Annotated in this window: 20 protein-coding genes and 2 tRNA genes; 9 read left to right on the top strand and 13 right to left on the bottom strand. The window is 48.8% G+C overall.

All coding sequences use genetic code 11. From position 1 onward, the window contains the following. The first annotated feature begins 1,412 nt into the window (after nucleotides 1–1,412). Entirely contained in the window at nucleotides 1,413–1,853 is a 441-nt protein-coding gene (locus tag HHO50_RS13005; protein WP_181306493.1) for a helix-turn-helix transcriptional regulator, read from the top strand. A gap of 1,008 nt (nucleotides 1,854–2,861) precedes the next feature. On the opposite strand, the gene HHO50_RS13000 is transcribed toward HHO50_RS13005, so the two are convergent. Both HHO50_RS13000 and HHO50_RS12995 read right to left on the bottom strand, forming a co-directional pair. Continuing rightward, nucleotides 2,862–2,935, bottom strand: a tRNA-Asp gene (locus HHO50_RS13000). 462 nt (nucleotides 2,936–3,397) lie between these two features. Next, nucleotides 3,398–3,471 (bottom strand) — tRNA-Asp (locus tag HHO50_RS12995). 235 nt (nucleotides 3,472–3,706) lie between these two features. On the opposite strand from HHO50_RS12995, the gene HHO50_RS12990 reads away from it, so the two are divergent. From HHO50_RS12990 to HHO50_RS12970, 5 genes are all read left to right on the top strand, one after another. Beyond that, nucleotides 3,707–4,654: an acetyl-CoA carboxylase carboxyltransferase subunit alpha gene (locus HHO50_RS12990; protein WP_181306492.1), complete on the top strand. Its 948-nt coding sequence runs from the start codon at nucleotides 3,707–3,709 to the stop codon at nucleotides 4,652–4,654. A gap of 48 nt (nucleotides 4,655–4,702) precedes the next feature. After that, entirely contained in the window at nucleotides 4,703–5,551 is an 849-nt protein-coding gene (locus HHO50_RS12985) for an MBL fold metallo-hydrolase (RefSeq protein WP_370457589.1), read from the top strand. A 3-nt stretch (nucleotides 5,552–5,554) separates the two neighbouring features. Further along, nucleotides 5,555–6,325 carry a patatin-like phospholipase family protein gene (locus HHO50_RS12980; RefSeq protein WP_181306491.1) on the top strand — a complete coding sequence of 257 codons (771 nt, stop codon included), beginning with the start codon at nucleotides 5,555–5,557 and terminating at the stop codon, nucleotides 6,323–6,325. Between the two features lie 102 nt (nucleotides 6,326–6,427). Further along, on the top strand, nucleotides 6,428–7,048 hold the full coding sequence (locus HHO50_RS12975) for a hypothetical protein (protein ID WP_181306490.1): 621 nt from the start codon (nucleotides 6,428–6,430) through the stop codon (nucleotides 7,046–7,048). A gap of 73 nt (nucleotides 7,049–7,121) precedes the next feature. Then, complete coding sequence (locus tag HHO50_RS12970) at nucleotides 7,122–7,670, top strand: lysophospholipid acyltransferase family protein (protein WP_181306489.1); 549 nt, start codon at nucleotides 7,122–7,124, stop codon at nucleotides 7,668–7,670. Between the two features lie 237 nt (nucleotides 7,671–7,907). On the opposite strand, the gene smc is transcribed toward HHO50_RS12970, so the two are convergent. From smc to pckA, 5 genes are all read right to left on the bottom strand, one after another. Next, complete coding sequence (gene smc, locus HHO50_RS12965; RefSeq protein WP_181306488.1) at nucleotides 7,908–11,468, bottom strand: chromosome segregation protein SMC; 3,561 nt, start codon at nucleotides 11,466–11,468, stop codon at nucleotides 7,908–7,910. 172 nt (nucleotides 11,469–11,640) lie between these two features. Next, the gene (locus HHO50_RS12960) at nucleotides 11,641–12,207 is read right to left on the bottom strand and encodes a hypothetical protein (RefSeq protein WP_181306487.1); all 567 of its coding nucleotides are present in this window, start codon (nucleotides 12,205–12,207) and stop codon (nucleotides 11,641–11,643) included. Nucleotides 12,208–12,333: 126 nt separating this feature from the next. Beyond that, nucleotides 12,334–12,996: a DUF4159 domain-containing protein gene (locus tag HHO50_RS12955; RefSeq protein ID WP_181306486.1), complete on the bottom strand. Its 663-nt coding sequence runs from the start codon at nucleotides 12,994–12,996 to the stop codon at nucleotides 12,334–12,336. A gap of 27 nt (nucleotides 12,997–13,023) precedes the next feature. After that, nucleotides 13,024–13,737 carry a 16S rRNA (uracil(1498)-N(3))-methyltransferase gene (locus HHO50_RS12950; protein WP_181306485.1) on the bottom strand — a complete coding sequence of 238 codons (714 nt, stop codon included), beginning with the start codon at nucleotides 13,735–13,737 and terminating at the stop codon, nucleotides 13,024–13,026. 124 nt (nucleotides 13,738–13,861) lie between these two features. Continuing rightward, complete coding sequence (pckA, locus tag HHO50_RS12945; protein ID WP_181306484.1) at nucleotides 13,862–15,475, bottom strand: phosphoenolpyruvate carboxykinase (ATP); 1,614 nt, start codon at nucleotides 15,473–15,475, stop codon at nucleotides 13,862–13,864. Between the two features lie 220 nt (nucleotides 15,476–15,695). Here pckA and HHO50_RS12940 point away from each other — a divergent pair, with 220 nt between their 5' ends. The 3 genes from HHO50_RS12940 to HHO50_RS12930 all read left to right on the top strand — a co-directional run bounded on the left by HHO50_RS12940 (nucleotide 15,696) and on the right by HHO50_RS12930 (nucleotide 18,993). Beyond that, a complete protein-coding gene (locus tag HHO50_RS12940; RefSeq protein ID WP_181306483.1) occupies nucleotides 15,696–17,090 on the top strand; it encodes a peptide MFS transporter in 1,395 nt (464 codons plus the stop codon). Nucleotides 17,091–17,435: 345 nt separating this feature from the next. Further along, nucleotides 17,436–18,281, top strand: a complete 846-nt coding sequence (locus HHO50_RS12935; protein WP_181306482.1) for a glycoside hydrolase family 25 protein — start codon at nucleotides 17,436–17,438, stop codon at nucleotides 18,279–18,281. Between the two features lie 118 nt (nucleotides 18,282–18,399). Beyond that, on the top strand, nucleotides 18,400–18,993 hold the full coding sequence (locus HHO50_RS12930) for a hypothetical protein (RefSeq protein ID WP_181306481.1): 594 nt from the start codon (nucleotides 18,400–18,402) through the stop codon (nucleotides 18,991–18,993). 540 nt (nucleotides 18,994–19,533) lie between these two features. Here HHO50_RS12930 and groL read toward each other — a convergent pair. From groL to HHO50_RS12900, 6 genes are all read right to left on the bottom strand, one after another. Then, complete coding sequence (gene groL / locus HHO50_RS12925; RefSeq protein WP_181306480.1) at nucleotides 19,534–21,177, bottom strand: chaperonin GroEL; 1,644 nt, start codon at nucleotides 21,175–21,177, stop codon at nucleotides 19,534–19,536. A 41-nt stretch (nucleotides 21,178–21,218) separates the two neighbouring features. After that, entirely contained in the window at nucleotides 21,219–21,506 is a 288-nt protein-coding gene (locus tag HHO50_RS12920; RefSeq protein WP_181306479.1) for a co-chaperone GroES, read from the bottom strand. Nucleotides 21,507–22,252: 746 nt separating this feature from the next. Then, nucleotides 22,253–22,642: a preprotein translocase subunit SecG gene (gene secG, locus HHO50_RS12915; protein ID WP_181306478.1), complete on the bottom strand. Its 390-nt coding sequence runs from the start codon at nucleotides 22,640–22,642 to the stop codon at nucleotides 22,253–22,255. Nucleotides 22,643–22,649: 7 nt separating this feature from the next. Further along, a complete protein-coding gene (locus HHO50_RS12910; protein WP_181306477.1) occupies nucleotides 22,650–24,194 on the bottom strand; it encodes a tetratricopeptide repeat protein in 1,545 nt (514 codons plus the stop codon). 116 nt (nucleotides 24,195–24,310) lie between these two features. Next, nucleotides 24,311–24,847, bottom strand: a complete 537-nt coding sequence (gene lptE, locus HHO50_RS12905) for an LPS assembly lipoprotein LptE (RefSeq protein WP_181306476.1) — start codon at nucleotides 24,845–24,847, stop codon at nucleotides 24,311–24,313. Beyond that, nucleotides 24,834–26,108 (bottom strand): sigma-54-dependent Fis family transcriptional regulator, encoded by a 1,275-nt coding sequence (locus HHO50_RS12900; protein ID WP_181306475.1) that lies wholly within the window; start codon nucleotides 26,106–26,108, stop codon nucleotides 24,834–24,836. The genes lptE and HHO50_RS12900 overlap by 14 nt, the downstream gene beginning before the upstream one ends. Nucleotides 26,109–26,137 lie beyond the last annotated feature (29 nt).

The raw sequence follows: 26,137 nt of genomic DNA, 5'->3' as shown, positions 1-26,137 counted from the left end.
GTCTCTACAGGGTGTAAAATATATATCTAAAGGCTGATAAGCCACTGCTGTTAGGCTCAGGTTTTGTAGGGTAGGAATCAGCAACTAACCTGTTTAGGGTTTCAAAAGCCGATTTAGACCCTTGTCGGTTTCTTTCTGCACTTTGGCTTTTGCCCGGGGCTGGCTTCATTAGGGAGATTGGTGGGGCCCGCCTTACGGTGTTGTCTTGGCTTGCCCGCTTTTGCGTGGGTATTGGTGGGTGCACGCCTTTTGCTGTTCCCTTGGCATGGCTGCTTTTGCGTGGGTGCAAGTACTGTATTGTTTCATCTTTGGCGGTATGCGCTCACGGCCGCGGGGCCCCGTCTTCCCCTCTCGCACTGCCCTTTCGGCCTGAGAAGATATTCGCTCTTAGTTGGTGTCTGTTCAGGGCCAAAAGCGAGGCGCGCTCGGGGAAGACTGGAACTGGAAGAAGTAGCAATAGTGGTGATGATAGAACCTGTAGAGACTAGGTACTGCCTTGTCACTGCCACGCATTCCTATCTTTCCAAAAATGTAATCCCCGGCGAAGGCGTATTCCCCTCTTGGAGGAGTAAGGGTGGGTTCTGGCGCTCCACCATCTCCTTCCAAGGCGCATACATCATGCAATAGCTGTATTGCAAGCAATTTCTGGGGCAAGCGTCCTCATCAAATCATTAATTGAATCTGTTTACAGCCTGTTTTCCCAAAAGTAGGCTGTAAACAGCCTTAACTGGAGCAGAGATATGCAATGCGTGCGGACACAAGCGGGCGCTTGCGCCAGAAACAAAATGGCAGGCTCCAAACTGCTTCCTTCAGCTTTTATTAAATTGTGTCTTCAAAAGTTGATCTCGTTTGTAGACCTCTGCTGAAGTTCTTCTTCAATCTTCAGGTTAAACATAGAAGCTGTTTAGAGTTTTTGGCCTGTTTTCATAAAAGAAGCCTATAAACGGGGTGCCAGCGGATGTATGCAATAATGCACAGATAAACCATTTGTTTTTAGGCTGTTTTCATGAAAATAGCCTAAAAACGACGGCACCAGCGAACACTTGCCGCAGAGAAACGGCGTTAAATGCCGGTTAATGAAAAATACTAAACAGGTTCATAGAATGCAGGAGTGCCTGATGCTGTTGGTGAAAGTTTTTCTGTTGATGTGATCCAGCAGGATAGGCTATAATCGTGGGGAGAATGTGCTTAACAAATGTAAACTATTAGTTAATTAACTTATGTAAATACTAAATAAAGGTAAATATTTGTTATTTTTGTAGTTCATAAATGTAAATTAACGTCAGTTTACATTTGTGTTTCATAAAAGAAATTTACTTATGTTTTGAAAATATTTTGTAAATTCCACCTTGCATGACGCAGCATTAAGTAAAATCTGTTTACATTTGGTTTGCTTTTAATATCAAGTTAACGTGTCAGAATTATTATCTAGAATTCAGGAAGTAATTAGTTGGAGCTCTTTAGGGCCGACTGCTTTTGCTGATGAGATTGGCGTCGCAAGGCCTGTCATTAGCCACATTCTATCTGCCAGGAACAAGGCCAGTCTGGAGGTGGTGCAGAAAATGATTTCCCGTTTTCCTGACATCTCTCCCATGTGGCTCCTCTCAGGTGAAGGGGACATGTTAGGTGGCATACCGTCTACTTCTAATAGGGGGGCAAACTATAAGGAACAGCCGTCTGCCCACGTCAGAAATGGGGTGTCCAATTCCTTAGATCAGGATAGAGGTAGGGGGCAAAGAAGTGAAAGGGCGGGTTCTGCGATAAAAGATGTAAAAGACGCAGAAACTAAAAGGCTAGTGAAGGTGATGCTTTTCTACTCAGACGGAAGCTTCGAAAGTTTTGATCCTTCTTAATAGCACGGTTTTATGCCTGTTAGAGCATGTTTAAATTTTGTCTTTCGTGCTGCAAACGGCCATAGAGAGAACCTGCGAAAACGCTTTCCTTTCTTTCGTAGCGCTGCTACGAGGCTCAGAAACCAATCCGCAGAACCTCACTCTAGCTAGTTGAGCTTACGAAGCCAAGATTCAAACAAGCTCTTATCCTAAAGTTAACGGCCGTTACGCAAACGTGCCAGTGGTTCCCGGCGAGTCTGGAGACGCGCTTCATCCTTTGTCACGAGTTCTGAGACTTGCGCCAGTTTTTTGTTGGCTTACTCCCCTGTAATACCTCGCTCCATAAGGCCTCGTAGCGTCTGGAAGACCTGCGAGCGTCTGCGCCGATGGCTCGCCCATCAGGAGATTGGCTGTCCAAAGGTGCGTAGAGCGCTCTGGCTAACTCTACGCACAACAATAGTGGGTTCCACACCTGTGAGTCTTAAAGACCTTATAGGTTAGGTTTCTTCGTTTTAGGCTCATTTTTCGCAAAACAGCCCCCAAACGCAGGAGCCTAGCTCCTCTTCTACGCAGGGGGGGGCTAGGCTCCCGCGTAACATCAGGGTTAAGTACAAGGTCAGAAATAAGGAACATTCTTTTTTACTGTCATCTTGGAAGGATCTTGGTGGCGAACGGCAGTAGTGCTAACCAAATGACTCTCTCGCTTGCCCACAGAATCCTTCCAGGATGACAATCTGTATGTTTTACTTTGATGCTCCTCCTTAGTATTGAAACCAGTCCTTAGAGCTTGTTTAATTTTGAGGTTTGCTGGCTCAGTTAACCAGAGAAAGGTTCTGCAGAAGCGTTTTTGAGCAGCGTAGCAGCGCCACGATGCGACGCAACCGCAGGTTCTTTTTATGGTCATTTGCAGCGCAAAGATGAAATTTAAACATAAAAACTCTGAGGTGGTTCAATCGTTTATTTGCGGAGCCAAAGGCACCTAAAACAAAAGAGTCCCATCACAAGGAGTGAAGGGACTCTTTTAAACTGCGGTCCGGACGGGACTCGAACCCGCGACCTCCGCCGTGACAGGGCGGCATTCTAACCAACTGAACTACCGGACCAACATCTTCCGGAGACCCGTTGTCCCCGTTTGATGCTGCAAATATGTAGAGTTAATTTTTACGATGCAACATAAAGTTTCCAAATATTAAAATAGAGAAGCTGTTTCAGGAGAATGAGTAAGTGCTTTACTCTCTATTGATATAGTGTGAAGACTCGGTTTTGCCTTGGCAATTAACTGGTTACACTATTTTGTGTGCCTGTGATTCATTCGCAAGACCTTTAAAGATTTCCTTAGCTCGCCTCTGGCCCCATAGGTGTATTTCACATGTATCATCAGTGTCTATAAAGCCACCCTTATTAAGAAAGTGTCTGTTTTAGGGCTGTTTTCTGAAAAGAGGCTTCTAAACAGCTTAAAGCATTTAACGCCTTCGCTAAACAAGCATCAAGCCGTTTGAGCGGAGCCAAAGGCACCTAAAACAAAAGAGTCCCCTCACAAGAAGTGAAGGGACTCTTTTAAACTGCGGTCCGGACGGGACTCGAACCCGCGACCTCCGCCGTGACAGGGCGGCATTCTAACCAACTGAACTACCGGACCAACATCTTCCGGAGACCCGTTGTCTCCGTTTGATGATGCAAATATGGGGGGCAGATTGTTACCGCACAACAAATACCCCTAAAAAAGGCCAAAAGAAAGAGGTACTAAATGCTAACCGGTTCACTGTCAAACCGAAAATTTTAAGTCAAAAACTTGAAAAAACTCGTACTACTAAACTTTGCAAGTTTCGTTTACCTTTGTAGTCACACTTTAGCTAAACGTAAGGGGCATTACTATGCTGTTAGATTTTGAACAACCCATTGCTTCTCTGGAAGGAAAATTAGCCGAAATGAAAAAGCTGGCCTCTGAGAGCCAGGTGGACGTGAGCGAGGCGGTTACGGCACTAGAGGAGAAGATTAAGGCGCTTAAGAAAGAGACCTACGCCAACCTTACCCGCTGGCAACGGGTACAACTTTCCCGGCACGTAGAGAGACCCTACACCTTAGATTATATAAAGGGACTTTCTCCCACCTTTATAGAGCTGCACGGCGACCGCAATGTGCGCGATGACAAAGCGATGGTAGGTGGTTTTGGCGAGATCAACGGCAAAACGGTCATGTTCATCGGTCAGCAGAAAGGCCGGAACACCAAAGAGCGCCAGTACCGTAATTTCGGGATGGCCAACCCCGAGGGGTACCGCAAGGCGCTTCGCCTGATGAAACTAGCCGAGAAATTCAACAAGCCCATCATTACTTTCATTGATACCCCGGGCGCATTCCCGGGCTTGGAAGCGGAGGAAAGAGGACAGGGCGAGGCCATTGCCCGTAACCTGAAAGAGATGTTCATGCTCAAGGTGCCGGTAATCTGCATTGTCATTGGCGAAGGTGCCTCGGGCGGAGCCCTGGGCATTGGCATTGGCGATAAAGTTTTCATGCTGGAAAATACCTGGTATTCGGTGATTTCACCGGAAAACTGTTCCACAATTCTTTGGAGAAGTTGGAACTACAAAGAGCAGGCTGCGGAAGCCATGAAACTCACAGCCAAAGACATGCTGGGCAATAAATTAATTGACGGCATCATCAAAGAACCGCTGGGAGGCGCACACGTTGACCCCGAGAAAATGATCAGGACTCTGCAGAAAAAGATTTTCTCCACCCTTGAAAAGTTGGAAGCCTTTTCGCCCGAAGACCGTATCATGCAACGCATTGAGAAGTTCGGCGAGATGGGCGTGGTTACAGAGTAATTCTATTTTAGCCCTCTTTTTCAGAAAACAGACTAAAAATACCCAGGCATGGCCTTGAATCTGTATCCCATTCATACCGGAAATTTCAAATTAGACGGTGGTGCCATGTTTGGCGTGGTTCCTAAATCCATCTGGCAGCGCACCAACCCGGCAGACGAAAACAACCTCTGCTCCTGGGCCATGCGCTGCCTGCTGGTGGAAGCCGGCAACCGGCTTATTTTGATTGACAACGGGATAGGGGCCAAGCAGGATGCCAAATTCTTCAGCCACTATTACCTGCACGGAGATTACTCGCTGGAGAAATCATTGCACCAAGCGGGGTTCGGGTTTTCTGATGTGACCGATGTTTTTCTGACGCACCTGCACTTTGACCACTGCGGCGGTTCTGTCAAGTACGGCAAAGACGGAAGCAGCCTGGAAACGGTTTTCCCCAAGGCCCGCTACTGGAGCAACCAGGACCATTGGGCTTGGGCCACCGAGCCTAACCCCCGGGAGAAGGCGAGTTTTATCAAGGAGAACATTCTGCCCATACAGGAGAGCGGACAACTGGAATTCCTGACAGTAGGCCAGGAGCAGTTTTTTCCCGGGTTTGAAGTGACGTACGTAGACGGGCATACCGACAAAATGATGCTGCCTAGGCTACAGTACAAAGGCCGTACCCTCTGTTTTGTGGCCGATCTGTTGCCGTCGGTAGGGCATTTGCCGCTCCCGTACGTGATGGGCTATGACACCAGACCGCTGCTGACTTTGCAAGAGAAAGAGAGATTTCTGAAGCAGGCCGCCGATGAAAACTGGGTATTATTCTTTGAGCACGACGTCCAAAATGAATGCTGCACCGTAAAGCACACCGACAAAGGAGTACGGGTAGACCAGGTTTTCCCTTTGTCGGCGTTATAGCGGATGCAGAAGTTAGGAATTTGTTTGTCTGGCGGGGCCGCCAGAGGAGTCGCGCATTTGGGGGTACTGCAGGCGTTGCAGGAAATAGGGGTTTCCATTCATGCTATCTCCGGGGTAAGTTCTGGGGCAATTGTGGGGGCTTTCTTTGCCGCCGGGTTTTCTCCGGCCGAAGTGCTCCAATTGGTCATTGATTTGCCCTTGCCTAGATTATTCAAGCCTGCGCTAAACAGAGGTATTCTGCATACCCAGGCGCTGCACAAAATCTTTGAAGAGCATTTGCAGGGCCGCACGTTTGAGGAACTTCCTATCAAATTGACTATCTCTGCCCTGGATCTGGTAGAAGGCTGCACGGTCTACTTCACCAAAGGCTCCCTGGTAGAAGCGTTGAAAGCATCTTCGGCCGTGCCGGTCTTGTTTAAACCCATGCAATTGGAGAAAAGGATGCTGGTAGACGGCGGCCTCATCAATAATCTGCCGGTGGAATGCATTACCGGCGAGTGCGATAAAATCATTGGGGTGCACGTAAACCCCACGCCCCACAACGCCGAGATCACCGGCATAAGACAGGTAACGGAGCGCATCTTCCACTTGGCCCTGCACGCCAACATCCAGAGCCGGGTTGCGCTTTGCGATCTGCTGTTGGAGCCTCCCAAACTGGCCGAATTCAATATCTATGATCTCAAGAAAGCCAAGGAAATGTACACCATCGGCTATGACTACACCATGGGGCTTTCCCAGGAGATTGAGGCTTTGATGAAGCCTGAGGTAAATTAATCTATTCATAGTTCTATATAATAGTATTATTGTATAGATTTCCTTCCTTTCCTTTCCGTATGAGTCATCTTACAGGATGCGTTTTACCTCTATTTTGGTTTTATGAGAAAGTTGCTTTACGCAAGCATTTTACTTCTGACATGTATTCAAGCCCGGGCTCAGGAAAACCGGGGTACCCTGATACCAGCCAAAATATTCCAGCGCACCTTGATGGTAGGCGGAAGCGTGTCTGGCTCCTACAAACAAATCAACATCAGCAGTAGTGGTGAACCTATTTCCGGGCATCGGCAGCAGTTTGATCTGGATGCCAAAATAGGCTACTTCGTTCTCAGTGATGTGGCATTAGGGATGAAAGGAACCGTCTACCATTACAAAGAAGAGATGGATGACCAGATTCCAACCCAGGCTACCAACATCTTGGTGGGGCCTTTTGCCCGCTATTACCTGGATAATGGCTTTTATGGCGAAGCCAGTGCTGCCGTTGGGGTCAACAATAGACCCAACAGTACCAAAACGGATCTCGCTGAATTCAAGGGCGGAGTGGGATACGCCATCTTCATCAATCCCAAAGTAGCCATTGAGCCAGCCGTCATGTTCTCGTATTACCAGGAAAAAAGACCAACCGAAGGAAACAGAAAGGTAACGGAATGGGGGCCTTCGGTGAATATAGGCTTGCAGGTATATCTGTTCCGGGAACGTAAATTCCAACTGTCTTCCCGTTAACCATAATACAATGAGAAACCAGCTATAAAGCTGGTTTTTTTTGTAATATTGTAGTTGTACTCACGTAAAATCTATGTTTGGTAAAGCATTAGCGAAGGTTATTTTTAAGGTTGCCGGTTGGAAGTTGAAAGGAAGCATGCCGCCGGGTATGAAACAGGCCATTATGATTGCGGCTCCGCACACCAGTAACTGGGATTTCATCTATGCCCGTGCCGCCTTTTACCTCATGGACGTGCCCGTGAAATTAACCATCAAAAAAGAAGCCTTCTTTTTCCCGATGGGCGCACTGCTCAGATCTATGGGTGCCGTACCCGTTGACCGGAAAAAGAACAACAACCTGGTAACCGCCATGGTTGACATCTTCAAGGAAAACGAAGAGATGGTGATGATGGTCACGCCCGAGGGAACCCGCAAGTACCAACCCCGCTGGAAAAAAGGCTTTTACCACACCGCCGTAGGAGCGGGTGTTCCCATTCTGCTAGGCTACCTTGATTACGCCAAAAAAGAAGCCGGCATTGGGCCTACCATTTACCCCACCGGAGATTATGAGGCAGATCTAAAAAAGATCTTAGACTTTTACCGCACCGTTACCCCTAAGTTCCCAAGCCAGGGCGTGAGGTAAATAGACGCTATAATAAAATTTTGTCATCCTGGAAGGATCTTGTGGGCGAACGGTATAGCAGTTATTCCTCGCCTTTCTAGTTTGCCCACAAGATCCTTTCAGCATGACAAAGAAGGAGGGGGAGAGAAAAAGAATTATTCATTCTCTTTTTCCTATAAAAATCCTTTTCCGTTTAGCGCCTGTTTTTGAGAAAACAGGCGCTAAACGGAAAAGGATTTTTTATCTAACCAAAAATTTCTAAGCTGTTAATGCCGCCTGGGTCTCTGGTTCAGGAGCCAAATCACGCAAATCCACCGGAATCACTCTGGAAACGCCAACCTCCAGCATGGTGATGCCATAAATCACATCGGTAGACACCATGGTGCGTTTGTTGTGCGTCACCACTATGAACTGCGAGTCGTTGGAGAACTTCTTCACAATGTTGTTGAATTTGTCAATGTTGGCATCGTCCAACGGTGCATCCACTTCGTCGAAAATACAGAAGGGCGCGGGTTTGAGCAGGTAAATGGCGAATAGCAATGAAATGGCCGTCAAGGTTTTCTCCCCGCCCGAAAGCTGGTTGATGGTCAACGGGCGTTTGCCTTTGGGGCGGGCCATGATTTCAATCTTCGATTCCAAGGGGTTGCTGGGGTCGGCGATGTACAGGTCACAGGTGTCTTCATCTGAGAAGAGCGACCGGAATACGCGCATGAAGTTCTCCTTGATTTGGTCAAAAGCGGTGAGGTATTTCTCCTTGGCCACGGTGTCAATCTCCGCGATGGTGTCCATCAACTGGTTTTTGGCATCCAGCAAGTCGTTCTTCTGCGTGAGGATGAACTGGTTGCGGGTGTCAATTTCCTGGTAAGCCTCGGCGGCCATGGGGTTCACCGGCCCTATGTTCTCCAGTTTCTGCTTCACGGTTTGCACTTGCTGGCTCAACTCCTCATTGGTGATGTCCAGTTTCTCGGTAGGTGCCTCGGCCAAATCATCGGGGTTCATGTTGAACTCCGCAGAGAGGCGCTCAATCACCGAGACCAATTTGATGCGGGTATCGGTGATGGCCTGGTTCATGGACTGGAACACCTCGTCGGTGTTCTGCTTTTTGCGTTGCAGTTCCCGTATGTTTTTCTCCTTCTCGTCTATCTCGCCGCGCAAAGAGAAATAGGCTTTCTCAATCTCTTCCAGTTCGCGGGCCATTTCCTTGCGGGCCACTAGGCCTTCTTCCAACAAGTGGTTCTGGTCTTCCACAAACTGTTCCAGGGAAACCGTCTCGTCTTCGGCCCGGCTCAGTTCGTCCTGCAACTGCACCAGGCGTTCCTGGTGGTTCATGACGGTTTTCTGCTTATAAGCCAATTCCTGCTGGATGCTTTGCAGGCGGTTCTTAAGTTGGTGGAACTTGATGTTCTCCTGGTTGAAGATGCCGCTTACCTCGGTAATGATTTCGTTCTGTTTTTCCAAAACCTGGCTTAAACCAGAAAGCTCCTGTTCAAAGCTTTTCAGGGCCAGGTTCTTGCTCTCGGCATCCGGCATCAGGTCGGCCAGTTTATCGCCTAGTTCCTGGATTTTATCGAATAACTCGTCTTTCTTGCTGGCCTGGTTTTGTTGGTTCAACAAGAACTGCTCATAACGCACCTTGTGGCTCACCAATTCCTGCTGCAGGGTATTGATGTCGCGCTCCTGTACCCTTATCTGTTCCTGCTGGGTGCTTTCCTTCTGGTTTTGCAACACCTGCTGCAACGTAGTGATCTTCACTTTCAGGCGGTCTTGGCCTTCCTTCAAGGTTTCCAGCTCTTCGGCCAGTTTCTCCAAGTTCTGCTTGCGGCCCAACCGGTTGCCGTCAAACAAACCCACCGAACCACCGGCCACGCTCAACGGTTTTTTGATGGCCGTGCCATCGGTTAAGATATAGGTGCGACCGTCGCTGAGAAACAGTTCGGTGTCGGCGGTATCGGTGAGGTACACTTCGCTGAGCATGAAGCGCAGGAGGGAGTGGTATTTCTCCTCGGCGGCGACCACTTCCAGGGCGGCTTTGTATTTGGGCGTGCTGAGCGTGTCTGGGATTTCCATTTCCTCCACCTCAGAGAGAATGATGAAACTGGCGCGGCCCTTGTTCTGCTCTTTCAGTAACTCAATGGCTTCTACGGCGTCATGCGGCGAGTCTACCACGAAGAAGTTCATGTACGGCTCCAGGTATGTTTCAATCAGGTTCTTGTACTCGGGGTCGCAGGAGATGATGTCTGAGAGGAGCGGGGCGGGTTTTTCCCAGTTCTCGGCTTTGTACAGGAATTTAATGGCCTCGGGGAAACCCTCCAGGTTGTCCACCAAAGACTTCATAAGGTGGTACTGGTTTTTCTTCGCGTCGTGCTCTCGGTTCAGGTCAATGAGTTGTTGCCGATACTCGTGCAGGGTTTCCTCGGTTTTGGTCATCTCCGCCCGAAGCTCGTTTTCCGCTTCCTGCAACTGTACCAGATTTTCCTGCGCTTCTTCCAGCAGGATTTTGGTTTCGGCTAGCGCCGATTCATGCTGCTGCGCGATTTCGTTCTCGTGGCCTTCCATCTGCTGCAGCCGCTCCAGCTCCAGGCGGTGGCTCTGCATCTGCACCTGCGTAATCTCAATGCTTTTGTTAACCGTGAACGCCTCGTTCTGTACCTGGCGCTGGGCCATGGTTTTCTCCTGCAGTTCCTTCTGTAACTCGGCTTTCTGCTGATTGACGTGCTCCAGTTCCTTTTTGGTCATGCCCAGCTGCTCCTCAGAAATAAGCAACTCTTCCTGAATCTGCTCTAAATCATTCTGCAGCTGGCCCAAGCTTTGCTCGGTCTGACTAATGTTGGTGGTGTCCTGGTTGATTTGGGTGTGCAGCGTTTTCACCCGCTCCTGCAGGTACATATTGCGCTCGTTCTTCAGCTTGATGTCGTTCTCCCGCTGGCGCAACTCACTTGTGTGCTCGTTTACTTCTTTCTGCTTGTTCTGCAGTTCAAATTGGGTGCGGTCTAAAAGCGATTTCTGCTCCTGCAAGGTATCTTCCAGCATGGCCAACTCTTCAGAATAGGAACCTTTTCGGTCGGTTTCTTTCTTCAGTTCGTTTTCTAACCGCTCCAGCGCCTCCTGGTGGTGGCCAATGTTGCGGCGGGCGTATTCCAGGCTTAGTTTCTTGTATTCGTCTTTGAGGTTAAGGTAGCGTTCAGCGGTTTTGGCCTGGCGCTCCAGACTCTTCAAGTTCTTACCAATCTCGAACAGCACGTCTTCCACGCGCTCCAGGTCTGCATCGGTCTCTTCCAGTTTCTTGAGCGTCTGTTTTTTCCGGACTTTGAACTTGGAGATACCGGCCGCTTCCTCAAACAGGTTGCGGCGCGAGTTGTCCTTGTCCGTGAGAATGTCATCCACCATCTTCAGCTCAATGATGGCGTAGGAATCAGAGCCAATTCCGGTGTCTAGGAACAGGTCGTTGATGTCTTTGAGGCGGCAGGTGACGTTGTTGAGCAGGTACTCGCTTTCGCCGGAGCGGTAGTAGCGGCGGGTGATGGTTACCTGCGAGTACTCGGTGGGCAGAATGCCTTTGTTGTTGTTGAACGTAAGCGACACCTCGGCGAGCTGCTGCGGCTTCCGGTTCTTGGTTCCGTTGAAAATCACGCTCTCCATCTTGTCAGAGCGCAAATTCCGCGTCTTCTGCTCGCCCAACACCCACCTGATGGCATCCACAATGTTGGACTTGCCGCAGCCGTTGGGCCCTACAATACCGGTAATGCCGCTGTCAAAATTGATGGTGACTTTGTCGCCGAAGCTCTTAAAGCCCTTGATTTCTAATCTTGCTAATTCCATACACATCGGCCAGAAAACCCGACCCCAATCTCAAAATTACAAAAAAGTGTGCGGAGTTGCGAGCGGATTAGCGCAGGAGAAAACTAGGGGAGCCGTTTTAGGGGAGTTTTGGTAGAAACAGGCGAAAAACGGCTAAGGGAAGCAATGTTCGTGGTTAGAAAAGTAGTTGTTCCTAAAGCAAAACGTTTGGCAGTACTTCCCACTGAAAAGGCATTAACATCTCCTTCAGGCTTCTGAGTTTGGCAGTGGGCACAGCTTTCCATTCCTGTTTTAGGTTTTTATCAGAAATGCCGCCCCATGCATGAAGCGCTTTTTTAGTAGAGAAGTTGATGTCCCAACTTTCAATTTGCCCGCCGGAAGTACCGCCAGAGGTAGCGCCAATTAATTTAAAGTCATTCTGCTGATACCTGAATTTATAGGTAGCGCTACTACGTACAAATTCGAAAACAATTTCCAGTACCCGATTCTTAATGCTGATTTTTCTATAAGGTTCTGGTTCCATACCGCCTTCGCCGTGGCGTAGAATAAAGGAATTGTTCTGAAGCGTTAACTCATACCCTCCCGAAGTGGGGTTTTTAAACAAAATCAGAAGTACCCGAGGGCTTCCTAGATTAACTGAACTGTCAGGTCGTACTTCATTGATAGTAGCTTTCAGTTCCAACACCAAAGCTCTGTCTGCTACTTTATCGCCGTTCAGGTCGCCTTGGGCGCTGTCTTTGACAAACCAGTTCTCTGGCACAAAGGAATGGAAGTTTTTACCCGTCTTCGGAAACGCTGGGGGCGTAAAGGTTTGCGCAAACAAGCAGTTGACTGATAGCAGCAGAACCAACGTCAGGAGAATTTTCATGAAAAGCCGTAGGAAGATTTAAAAATTGGTCAAGGCATACGACACCAGGTTGGCGCCCATGCGCAAAGCGGCCTGGTGTTTCTCTGCCGGGTCATTGTGCACCGCTTGGTCTTCCCAACCGTTGCCTAAATCCGTTTCATACGAGTAATAGCACACCAACCTTCCCTGGTAGATAATCCCGAAGCCTTGCGGTGGTTTGTTGTCGTGCTCGTGGATCTTGGGCAAACCGCGCGGAAAGTCGAACTTCTGGTGGTAGACGGGATGGTTGAAGGGCAGTTCAATAAAATCCAGTTCGGGAAAGACTTTCTTCATTTCGCGCCGGGCGAATTTATCCAGACCGTAGTTGTCGTCAATGTGCAGGAAGCCGCCGCTGGTAAGATATTTGCGCAGGTTCTGGACTTCGGCCTCGGTGAAGATGACGTTGCCGTGGCCGGTCATGTGCACGAACGGGTAATCCAGCAACTCGGGGCTGCCGGGCTCCACCGCTTCCTCCTGCGGGGCGATGTTGGCTTTCAGTTCGCGGTTGCAGAAGGAGATGAGGTTGGGCAACGAAGTTTTGTTCGCGTACCAGTCGCCCCCGCCGCCGTACTTGAGCCGGGCAATCTTAAAGCTGGGACGCTGCGCCCACGCGGAACCGGTACTTATTACTATAAGAAGCCAGAGAAGAAGCCGTTTTTGCATGGTTTTTCAGAAAAGAAGCCTAAAACGTTAAACGTCTAACAGTACGTGAATGGTATGGCAAGCGGCTAAAGCGGCGGTTTCGGTGCGTAAGCGGCTTTGGCCCAGCGTTACCGGTTTGTAACCAGCTTGTAGAGCCTGCGCCACTTCCTCCGGACTGAAGTCACCCTCCGGCCCAATCAAGATGGTGTACGTGTCTTCGCCTGAAATACTTTTTGCAAGCGAGTGCCGTTCCTGACCTTCCACCAAATGCGCAATGAACCGCTGTCCGCTTTGAGGCTGCATTATGAAATCTGCGTAGCGGGTGAGTTCGTGAAGCGTGGGCAGGTACGCCTTCATGGACTGCTTCATGGCGCTGATGGCAATCTTTTCCAGCCGGTCTAGGTTCAGGTTCTTGCGCTCTGAGCGGGCGCATTGCAGGAAGGTGATTTCGTCAATGCCCATCTCCACGGCTTTCTCCACGAACCATTCCATTCTATCCATATTTTTGGTAGGAGCCACTGCAATATGGATTCTGTAGCCTCGCTTATGGTACTCAGGACGATATTCTAAAATGCTGATTTTGGTTTTCTTAGGGTTTGCCTCTGCAATCTCTGCTTTAAACAAACCGCCCCGGCCATCAATCAGGGTCACTTCATCACCTTGCCCCAATCTGAGTACCCGCGCACAGTGTTTGGACTCTTCTTCAGACAGGGTGTAAGACGCGTCTGTGGGTTGCAGGTCTGGGGTGAAGAAGAGGTGCATGGGAAATCTGTTTACAGGGTGTTTTTCCAAAAATACGGCAAAAACCCAAAGAGTGGCTTCAGAAATAAAAAAAGCCTTCCATAGCATGGAAGGCTTTAATAAGGTGAAGGAAATAATTAAACTCTTAGGCTTCTACCGCCATCTGCGGGGCACCAGCCAGTATTTCTTCGTTCGCGTAATCGGCGTACTTGTGGAAATTCTTGACAAAAGCCTTGGCCAGGTCGTTGGCTTTGTGGTCGTAGGCATCTTTATCGGCCCAGGTGTTGCGCGGGTTCAGGATGTCTGCCGGAACGTTAGGGCAGGACGTTGGCATCTCTACGCCAAAAACCGGATGTTTGAGGAAATTAACTCCATTCAACTCACCGTTTAGGGCGGCGGTAATCATGGCCCGGGTATAGCCCAGTTTCATGCGGGAGCCCACGCCGTACACGCCGCCCGTCCAACCGGTGTTCACGAGCCACACGTTCACGTTGTTCTCTGTCATTTTCTTGCCCAGCATCTCGGCGTAGGTGGTGGGGTGCAGGGGCAGGAAAGCCGCGCCGAAACAAGCGGAGAAGGTAGTCTGCGGCTCGGTCACGCCCACCTCGGTACCGGCTACTTTGGCGGTGTAGCCCGAGATGAAGTGGTACATGGCCTGGCATTTGTTTAGGCGCGAGATGGGAGGCAACACCCCGAACGCATCGGCGGTTAAGAAGAAGATGTTTTTGGGAATGTCTGCCCGTGAAGGTTCAATGGCGTTGTCAATGTGGTGGATAGGGTAGGCCGTGCGGGTGTTTTCGGTGACGGATTTGTTGGTGTAGTCTACGGTGCGGGTGCCGGGTTTAAAGCGGGTATTTTCTACAATGGCCCCAAACCGGATGGCATCCCAGATCTGCGGTTCTTTTTCGCGGGTAAGGTCAATGACTTTGGCGTAGCAGCCGCCTTCAAAGTTGAAAACGCTGTCTTCCGTCCAGCCGTGCTCATCGTCGCCAATCAAACCGCGGTTGGGGTCGGCGGATAAGGTGGTTTTGCCGGTGCCGGATAATCCGAAGAAAATGGCGGTGTCGCCGTCTTGGCCTACGTTGGCCGAGCAGTGCATGGAGAGCGTGTTGCGCTTGTGCGGCAACAAATAGTTTAACACCGAGAAGATGCCTTTCTTCATTTCGCCGGCATAGCCCGTGCCTCCCAACAAGATCATCTTGCGGGAGAAGTTGATAATGGCAAAGTTGCTCTGGCGGGTACCGTCTACGGCAGGATCAGCTAAAAACTCAGGGGCATTGATGATGGTAAAATCTGGGGTATGGTGCTGAAGTTCTTCTTCGGTCAAGCGAAGGAACATGTTATGGCAGAATAGGTTGTGCCAGGCCTGGGTGTTGATGATGCGAAGGTTCAGGCGGTATTCTGGGTGGGCTCCGGCGTATGCGTCGCGCACGTATAATTTACAGCCTTCCAGGTGTGCCAGCATTTTCTGGTGCAGGGCTTCAAACTTGGTTGGGTCAAAGGCAATGTTCACATCGCCCCACCAGACAGAATTCTCCGTTTCGGCATCGCGTACCACAAAGCGGTCTTTGGGAGAGCGGCCGGTGAAGGTACCGGTATCGCACATTAGAGCGCCATTGTCTGTCAGATAGCCTTCGCCGTTCTTTAGAGCTTCTTCCACTAACTCTGCCGGTGAAAGATTCCAGAGAACCTCTTTTGCTTGCATGATGCCTACGCCTGCTAAATCCATGGTGCCTGACTTTTTACCAAATTCTTTCATAAAGGAAGCTTTATTTTTTATTTTTTCAAAATGGAAGAGTGGTTTTGAAATTCGATTCTCAAATTTATAAAAAAACTAACGTATGTTATCCTTTTGGAAAAACTTTCTTCTAAAAACGTCTGTGAACCCGGTCGGTTTGCCCTTCTACCGCTATTATGATATATTTACCCCTTGTAGAAATACAAAACCCTGAAAACAAACAACACTTAAACCTTATCTTATGTCTGAAAAAGACCATCCACTTTCTGATCAAGTAAGTAAGCACAACATTCCTTACGGAACCCAATCAACGGAGCTTGATCTGAGACACCCTAAGGCTCTCTATCTATTATTCTTTACGGAGATGTGGGAGCGGTTCAGTTACTATGGTATGCGCGCGCTCTTAACTCTTTATCTTATTTCTGAGATTTCTGATGGAGGATTAGGTTGGAGTTCAGCTGAAGCTGGGCAACTCTATGGAATTTACACCGGTTTAGTCTATGTGACTCCTTTAATTGGGGGCTTTATAGCTGATAGGTTTTTAGGTTATAGGTACGCCGTTCTGATTGGGGGGGTATTGATGGCCCTTGGGCACGGAGCACTCGCCATTGAAGCTATGCCTGCTTTCTATACTGGCCTAGGATTATTGATCATTGGCAACGGATTTTTTAAACCAAATATTTCTTCTATGGTAGGTCAATTATACCCAGAAGGAAGTAGGTTAAAAGACTCTGCTTATACGATCTTTTATATGGGTATAAACCTAGGCGCATTCTTTGGAGCCCTTATCTGTGGATGGCTAGGTGAGACCAAAGGCTGGCACTGGGGTTTTGGTGCTGCTGGTATTGGTATGGTTTTCGGCTTGATATTGTTTTATTTAGGACAAGGCGCCCTTGGGAAAATAGGGCTGAAACCTGCGCCAGTTGATAAATCAATTGTTGAAGCCCCCAAAGAGCCCCTCACTAAAGTTGAACGTGACCGTTTATCGGTGATATTAGCACTCTCCTTCTTTTCTATCCTTTTCTGGCTTGCGTTTGAACAAGCAGGATCTTCCATGAATATTTTCGCCTACAAGTACACCGATAGAACCATAGATTTCCTGGATTTTGAAGTGCCAGCCACTTGGTTCCAGTCTGTTAATGCTTTCTTCATCTTTACTTTGGCTCCCTTTTTCTCTATGCTTTGGGTTAAATTGGCTAAGAAAAACATTGATCCTGCAGGCCCTTACAAATTTGCTATAGGTTTATTATTGCTTTCTTTAGGTTTTGCTGTATTGGTATTTGGATCACTATCTATTCCAAAAGGTGCTGAGTCAGCAGGTGTTAGCATGTTGTGGTTGGTTTTTGCTTATTTATTGCATACTATGGGTGAGCTTTGCCTTTCTCCTGTAGGGCTATCCTTTGTTAATAAGCTTTCTCCTGTGAAATTAATAGGAGTTATGTTTGGTGTATGGTTCTTAGCCTCTGCTATTGGGAATTACATTGGCGGCGCCTTGGCTGGTATGATTGACGAGATGGCAAAAACACAAACGATGTCAAGTTTCTTCTTGATATTTGTGGGGATAGCAGCTCTAGCTTCTTTGGTTCTTTTCTTGTTTTCACGCAAGCTTGTTAAGTTAATGCACGGGGTGCATTAATATTTAGTCCTTACTATCTAAAGCCTCTGCTTCCTTAGAAGCAGAGGCTTTTTTGTTTACGCTCCACCTTCCTCCTTAGAACTTGTTTAAACTTTATCTTTCGTGCTGCAAACTGGATCCTAGCAAGAACCTGCGTTCGCGCTTTCATCGCCTTCGTAGTGCTGCTACGAGGCTCAAAAACCAATCCGGAGAACCTTCTTTGCCGTTTTCGCTTACGAAGCCAAAATTTATACATGCTCTTAGAGCTTGTTTGCAGCATAAAGATGAAATTCAAACATGCTCTTAAATAAATGGTAAATTTGTAAGTAGTTGAGAAGGCAGGGTTCCTTCCGTCAAAGTTGGTATATGAAAAGAGAGCCCGTGGCACCACGTCCGCGTACCAGAAAAGCAGCTTCACGCAAGAAACCGGCAACCAGCAATGAAACCTGGTGGAAGCCTTTGTCATTGGGCATTGGGGCCTTTTTCTTACTGTGCCTGGGCATTGAATACTTCAAAGAGGGCGGACGGTTGGCTTTCCTGCGCCATAAGGTGGAAGAAGCCACCCAAACCAACACCTTGACCAAGTTTAATCCGGCTGGGTACGAGGTCACCGGATTGGATATTTCCCATCACCAGCGGCAGGTAGACTGGAAGGCGGTAAAAGCCCAGAATATCAAATTTGCCTTCATCAAAGCAACTGAAGGCATCACCCACCAGGACAGGTATTTTGCGAAACATTGGCGGCAGGCCAAAAAGCATGATGTGCTGAGAGGAGCGTATCATTTCTTTCTGCCCTCCCGTGATGCCGAAGAGCAAGCCCGCAGCTTTCTGAGAAAAGTGAAACTGGAAGCCGGTGATCTGCCGCCCGTACTAGACGTGGAAGTAACCAACCACCAGTCAGACGAGGAAATTAGGGCCGGGGTGCAACTGTGGCTGGATGTGGTAGAGGAGGAGTACGATTTAAAACCGATCATCTATACCAATTATTCCTTCTATGAACAGCATCTGGCCGGGTATTTTGATGATTACCCCCTTTGGATTGCGCACTACAACCCTAAAAAGAGCCATCAATTAGCCAATAGAGACTGGGTTTTCTGGCAACACACAGAGCAGGGGAAACTAAAAGGAGTTAAAGGCAACCTGGACTTGAACGTCTTCAACGGCACTATGGAAGATCTGTACAACCTGTGCTATGAACCAGAGACTTTATAGGTGTTGCAAAATAAGTTTAATTATATTTTGAATCTATTATAAGTAAAACATGATCTTAATTATAATTATTTGAAGTAGCGTTTCTGGTGAATACCTTTGGTTTACTTAACCAAAGTCTATGAAACACGTTCTACGCAATTTCTATTTACTGGCAGCTTTTCCTTTCTTTCTTCTGTCCTGTCATGAACCCGAAGAGGTGGTAGTCCCTATTGTGCCCACCGCCGAAGAAGGGATCAACTACATTATCAAAAGCGGGGTACACGAAACCACCAACCCCCTAAAAGGCTTACAAACCAACAGCCTTAAGTTTGAAGTGAAATTTGACGCTTCCGCTATCTACCAGACCAAAGACCAAAGCAACCAGGCAGACATCAACAAACTGTACGGCATGTCTGACTGCAGTACTTTCCATCACCAGAACAGTGCCCGGTTTGGGTGGCGATGGTATAACAACAGACTAGAGTTGCATGCCTACTCTTACAAAGATGGAGTGAACACTTCTACCTTCATCACGGCCATTGACTTGAACAAAACCTATACCTGTGAACTCGTTCTTTCGGGAAACAAGTATATCTATAAAGTAGGGGAGCGCACGGTTGAGCATGCAAGAGGGTGTGACGGAGAAGGAATGGGTTACCAACTGTACCCGTACTTTGGCGGTGATGAGACCGCCCCGCATGAAATCAACATCAAGATTAAAGTACTGAACTAGTTTTTGAGCTGATTTTCTGAAAACAGGCCAGAAACAAAGATTACAGCTTCTAAGAGAAGTTCATATACAAACGTGAACTCGGGAATTAAAGGGATACGATAATCCATTTTGTTTCCATTGTTTGCCTTTCTGCTATGCTGTACACGCATTCCGTCCCCCTTTGAAGGGGGTAGGGGAATGACAAAGGCGGAAGAGGGCGGAAATCCGCCTGTTCAATGGTACATCCTCCCCCTCTTGGAGCTTCCAAAATGCCGTATTTAGCACGAGTAATCATCCCCCCACCCCCTTCAAAGGGGGACGGAATGCGTGAGAATTTCCGAGTTCACGTTATACAAACGCGCGGTTTATGAAGAGCGTTTTGCGGTTATTTTTCTGAAAACAGGCTTAAAACAAGGCAAAACCATCAAGGATTCTGGTATCTCATCCTTTTTGCGCTGATTTCCGGAAAACAGGCTTAAAACAATGTCAGATAGAAATGAAAAGGCCCCGGTTCTTAGAACCGGGGCCTTTTTTTATACAATCAGCGTGTGCTGGGGGAGATTACATCATGCCGCCCATGCCGCCCATACCACCTGGCATTCCGCCACCGCCAGCTGAACCAGCTTCTTCCGGCTCATCAGCGATCACACACTCAGTTGTCAGCAACAAGGCAGCTACCGAAGCGGCGTTCTCAAGCGCAAGACGGGTTACTTTGGTTGGGTCAATGATACCAGCCGCGAACATGTTCTCAAACTTGTCGTCACGGGCGTTGTAACCGTAGTCAGCTTTGCCGGCGCGTACTTCGTTTACAATCACGGATCCTTCGCCCCCGGCGTTGGCCACAATGGTTCTCAACGGAGACTCCAGCGCCGTGCGGATGATCTGCACCCCGGTTTTCTCATCTTCGTTACGGGTATCCACATCGTTCAAGGCGTCAATCGCTCTGATCAAGGCAACGCCACCACCGGCAACAATACCTTCTTCCACGGCAGCTCTGGTAGCGTGAAGGGCATCATCTACACGGTCTTTCTTCTCTTTCATTTCTACCTCAGTAGAGGCACCAATGTAAAGGATAGCTACCCCGCCAGACAATTTAGCCAAACGCTCTTGCAGTTTTTCTTTGTCGTAGTCAGAGGTGGTTTTCTCAATCTGAGACTTTATCTCGTTTACACGGGCAGTGATACCGTCTTTCTCACCACGACCATTCACAATAGTAGTATTGTCTTTGTCAATGATGATGCGCTCGGCCTGGCCTAAGTAGTCAAGGGTAGCGTTGTCTAGTTTGTAACCGCGCTCTTCAGAGATAACAGTACCACCGGTTAAGATAGCGATGTCTTCCAACATGGCTTTTCTGCGGTCACCAAAACCTGGGGCTTTCACCGCCGCGATTTTCAAGGAACCACGCAGTTTGTTTACTACCAGGGTAGCAAGGGCTTCGCCGTCCACGTCTTCAGAGATGATCACCAAGGCTTTACCGGTTTGTACCACTTGCTCCAATACCGGAAGCAATTCTTTCATGGTAGAAACTTTCTTGTCGTAGATCAAAATGTAAGCGTTCTCAAACTCGGCTTCCATCTTCTCTGGGTTGGTCACGAAGTAAGGAGACAAGTAACCGCGGTCAAACTGCATCCCTTCCACCGTCTTTACCTCGGTTTCAGTACCTTTTGCTTCTTCTACCGTGATCACACCGTCTTTGCCCACTTTGTCCATGGCATCGGCGATCATCTGCCCGATCTCGCTGTCGTTGTTGGCAGAGATAGTACCTACCTGCGCGATCTCAGAGGAGTTCTCAATCTTCTTAGACTGCTCTTTCAGGTTAGCCACCACTTTGGCAACGGCTTTGTCAATCCCACGCTTCAAGTCCATTGGGTTGGCACCTGCCGCTACGTTCTTAGAACCGGCCGTGTAGATAGCCTGCGCCAATACGGTAGCAGTAGTAGTACCGTCACCCGCCATGTCAGCGGTTTTAGAAGCTACTTCTTTCACTAACTGAGCGCCCATGTTCTCTACGGCGTCTTTCAGTTCAATTTCTTTTGCAACGGTTACACCGTCTTTGGTGATGCTAGGAGCACCAAATTTCTTGTCGATGATCACGTTGCGGCCTTTTGGGCCTAAGGTTACTTTTACGGCATTGGCCAAAGTGTCCACGCCTTTTTTGATTTTGTTACGGGCTTCGATGTCGAAGGTAATGTTCTTAGATGCCATAGTTTCTTAAAGTAGATTATGGTTGATGATTAAATTTAAAATTAAAGAACCGCCAGGATGTCAGACTCTTTCATGATCAGGTAATCTGAACCGTCTAAAGAGATCTCGGTACCGGCGTATTTACCATATAAAACCTCGTCACCAGTTTTCACAGTTGGTTTTTTGCCTTCGCCGTCTTCTTCTGATACTGCTACTATTGTACCTTTCTGTGGTTTCTCTTTGGCAGTGTCTGGAATGTACAATCCAGAAGCGGTTTTTTCTACCGCCGGAGCTGGCTCTACAATTACTCTGTTCGCAGTTCCAGCAATTGGTTTGATGTTTAAGGCCATAGGTTGTTATAAGATTAGATTAAGTTAACATTTATTGTCTGGCGGCAAACCCGCCTAAGACGGTTAGCCTATTAGCGATTCTTGTGCCAAGTCTTGGTTTCTGCCAAACTTGCCGTTTTCTGGCAGTTTTGCCCCTGTCAGCCTTTCTTCTGTACTGACACGAAGTGATGACCAGACTTAAATTTTGTCAGATTTGATTTCAGTAGTGGTTAGTTTCTGCGTTTTGCATCTGCTTGGATCTGGCTTCTGTGGGGAGATTAGTTTGTGCACGCCTTACGGTGTTCCCCTGGCTTTTCTGCTTTTTGCGTGGGTATTAGCAGGTGCATGCCCTTTGCTGTTCCCTTGGCTTGTCTGCTTCTTGCGTGGGTGCAAATACTTTGTTGTTTCATCTTTGGCGGTAAGCGCTCACGGCCGCGGGGGCCCGTTTTCCCCTCTCGCACTGCCCTTTCGGCCTGAACTGTCTATTGCTCTTAGTTGGTGTTTGTCTATGGCCAAAAGCGAGGCGCGCTCGGGGAAGACTGGAACGGGGGAAAGTATTTGTAGAGACAAGGCAGCATTTCCTTCTAAGGCGCACCAATCAATCAATCAATCAATCAATCAATCAATCAATCAATCAATAGGGGTATGGCAAACTGGAGGCTGTTTTAGGGGTGTTTTAGGGAAAAGGAGCTGAAAACGGGGCAAAAAAAAGAGTCCATCCCAGTTAGGGACGGACTCCAATAAAGGGTTATCGGTATCGGCTTTTGTTATTGGTTCGCCGTATCAGCTGCTGGAGCCGGAGCCGTGGCTGGTGCCGGAGTGGCAGCGCCAGGGGCAGCGTTTTGTTGCGGAAGAGCCGGGGCGGCCGGGGCCGGGGCCGCCTGACCGGCGCGTTGCTCGTTGATGGTGCGGTTATCTGCGCCAGCGCCATCATTTACAATAGTATGGGAAGCCAAGGTCAGTACAATGATGCCAATTGCGAAACCCCAGGTTAACTTCTCAAGAAGGTCGCCGGTGCGTTTCACGCCCATTAACTGGCTGGTGCCGCCGCCGCCAAATTGGCTGGATAATCCGCCTCCTTTTGAGTTCTGGGATAAGACCACTAATACAAGTAGTACGCACAGGAATAAAATAACGCTGATCAGAGCAATGTACATAATTGGACTATTCGTTTCTTAGATTTTCAATTTGTGTCGCAAAGTAACTCTTTTTTTCGGGAAACTTCACTATTAGTTGTTCATAAATTTTGATGGCCTTTTTGGCCTTTCCTTGCTTCACCAGAATGAGGGCAAGGTTTTCAGACACAAGGGTTTTCTTGATCTTCGTGCTCTTCGCCGATAGATCCTCAATGGGTTCATGGTTGAGTTGCGCGTTGGCCAGGGTCTTGCGCTTGGGCGTGGTTTTCAGAAACTGGTTGATGATGTCCAGTTGCTTGTCCAGTTTGGCGGCCGGGCTCAGCTCAGGGGTAGAAACGGGCGCGTTCTTTTCTTTCACGTGCTCCAGGATTAGCTCTGGCTGGAAATAGAAAGGCGTGGCCGAGGTCAGTTCATCTTTCAGTTGAATGCTTTCGCCTAAACGGCTGGAGCCCATCCAGTAGGCCAGGTTGTTCTGGGTGAAGATGAAAAGGTACGGATCCTGGTTTTCGTCCGTTGCCGAGGAAGTTGTTGCAACTTCTGGGAGTTTTAAGGTGGGAAATTCGTAGCCCGAGGTATCATACAAAGAATCAAGCTTCGCGATTTCCAAGTAAGCGCTTAACCCCACGTCTTCGGTTTCCTGCTCAGGTGTGCTTGGGGAAGATAACCGTTCGGCAACTTTCTCAAAACCAATAGCTGGTTCTTCAATCTCCGTTGGCTCCCCGGCAGGGGTAAGCTCAGAGATGGTTTCCTCATGCGTCAGGGTAACGCTGGGGCCAGGGGCACTGTAAGATGAAAGACTACTGATTTGGATCAACTCCAGCAATTCATCCAAATTGTCGTCTTCTTCGGCCAGCGTAGGGTCTGCCGCAATTTCTCCTGAATCTTCTATTGTCTCCCATGCCTCCACCGTTGTGGTTTCCCCAACCTCTTCGGCTAACTCAACAGAAAGCACCTCTGGTGTGGGGGGGACGTCAATAGAAACTACCTGCTCTTCCTGGGTTGCGGCAGCCACCTCGGGGAGCGTGGTTTCAAGGGCAAGAGGAGCCGTTTGAACTTCCTTTGCAACCAGTTCCTGGTCTACAGAAACAGCGGCAATCTCTGTTTCTTCCTCTATTGATTGTGATGCAGGCGCTGCCAAAGGCTCCTGTGCAAGAAGTTCAGGATTTTCCTCGGTTGTCTCTGCTTCATACGTTGCTTCTACCGCCTCTGCAACCGGTTCTTCTTCTGGTGCTACCTCGTTTTGGGGCTCTTTTTCAAAAAAGGGCTCTGAAACAGGAGTAGCGGAAGAAACAGGTTCAAGTGCTTCGGGTTCAACGGGGGCGGTTACTTCTTCTAAGACCGGCGTGGCGTAAACCAGCTGCTTTAACAATTGCCGGTTAGAAACGTGGGCAGCGGCCCTTCTCAGTTTTTGGGTGGAGAGCATACTGCCCCGGTCATGGGCGGCTTTGGCCAGGAGAACATGGGCGGTCTGGCAGTACGGGAAAGACACCACCAACCGCTCCAGGTCGTCAACTTCCTGGTCTTGGATGGGGGCTACCTGCCGTACAATGTTTAAAAATGCCGCTTTGTTCATGAAGCTCTGGTTTGCTTTGCGCGAATGGCAAATACAAATTACTGATTAAAAGGGAATTAGAGGAGAAAGGCACTGAAATTTATATTTTCAGTGCCTTTCTGGTGCTGCAAAGATACTTACCAATTTGCTACCGTTTTGGTAAAAACGCTGTAAATAATGCGTTCTGTGATTTGCCTGATCTGCGCCTGGCTTATCTGGTTGATATCCAGGGAAGGGGGAAAGTCGGCGAAGCCAGAGAAACTCTGGTCAAAGTTATTGGTGGGGTTCTTGGTGTCTGTGTAGCTGATCTGGATAACGATGGTCAAACGGTTGGCCCCTGCCTGGTCTAAACCAATATTTCCACCGGCTGGCGCATCGGTACGCTGGATAGCGGCCGGACTAAAGGTATAGCTCATAATCTGCCCTTCAATCTGTAGATCACCGGCCTGCGGAAGAATACGTAAGTTGGTGTTCCGTTGAAAGTAGTCTTTGAAGTCCTCGGTGACAAACTGCTGTAAATTAGACGGGCCCTGTCCGGCAGCGTTGCTGAAGTTGGTGATGGAAATGGTCTGTACGTCTGGCGAGATATTGGTTCCGGTGAAGGAGTAACAGCCGCCCAGTAAGAAGGGAAGACAGAGCAGAAGCAGGTACGTAAAAGGTTTAGAGGTCTTCAAGGTCGTATTGTTTTAATTTGCGGTAGAGGGTGCGTTCTGAGATGCCCAGGTCTTTGGCGGCGTATTTGCGTTTGTTCCCGTGTTTCTTTAACGCTTTCAGGATCATTTCCTTTTCCTTGTGCTCCAGAGAAAGGCTTTCTTCTTCGGTTTCATGGGAAATGTCTTCCACTTTGTCCTCGTATTCTTCGTCTGGCTCATCCACCGACAGCATGTAGCCATCGCGGCGCTCCGGAGTCCGGTAAGTTGGCTGTTGTTCAAACGGACGTACCTCTTCAAATAAATGCCGATTGTTCTTCAGAAGTTCCGCGTCTTCCTGGTGGTGCGAAAGCAGGTCAAAAACCACCTGTTTCAGGTCGTTCATGTCTTTGCGCATGTCAAACAAGACCTTGTACAGCAGATCACGCTCTGAGATTCCGCTGGCTCCATCGGCGGCGACATTGGAATGGAAGAGGGCGGGCAGTTGGTTCTGTTGTTCCTGCGGAAGGTACCTACGCAAGGTGGCCCCGTTGATTTCGCGCTCGTACTCCAGCACCGAGATCTGCTCCACAATGTTCTTCAACTGCCGGATGTTGCCCGGGAAACGATAACGCAGTAGTTCCTGCACGGCCTCTGAGGACAGGGTGATGGGCTTTACGTGGTATCTTTCCGCAAAATCGCTGGCGAATTTCCGGAACAGCAGGTGCGTGTCTTCGCCGCGCTCGCGCAAAGGCGGTACATTGATTGGCACAGTGTTTAGACGGTAATACAGGTCTTCCCTAAACTGGCCGCGCTCTACCGCTTGCATCAAGTTCACGTTGGTAGCCGCCACCACGCGCACATCGGTCTTCTGTACTTTGGAAGAACCCACTTTAATGAATTCGCCGTTTTCCAGCACGCGCAGCAATCGGGCCTGGGTGCCCAAAGGCATCTCGCCAATTTCATCTAAAAAGATGGTGCCGCCGTTGGTCACCTCAAAATAACCTTTCCGGGCTTCGGCGGCGCCGGTGAAGGAGCCCTTCTCGTGCCCGAACAATTCTGAGTCAATGGTGCCTTCGGGAATGGCGCCGCAGTTGATGGCAATGAACTGGCCGTGCTTGCGGGGACTAAGGTGATGGATGATCTTGGAAAACGATTCTTTCCCGCTGCCGCTTTCGCCGGAAATAAGAACGGTCATGTCAGTAGGGGCCACCTGCACCGCCACCTGAATGGCATAGTTCAGCAAAGGCGAGTTCCCGATGATGCCAAACCGCTGCTTCACCGACTGTATTTCAATATCACGCATGTATTAAATTTGAAGATTTGAAAATGGGA

The sequence above is a fragment of the Rufibacter sp. XAAS-G3-1 genome, from assembly GCF_013623775.1.
Taxonomy (GTDB): domain Bacteria; phylum Bacteroidota; class Bacteroidia; order Cytophagales; family Hymenobacteraceae; genus Nibribacter.
Note: the sequence above shows the minus strand (reverse complement) of the source record. Positions and strands in the feature narration are given on the sequence as shown.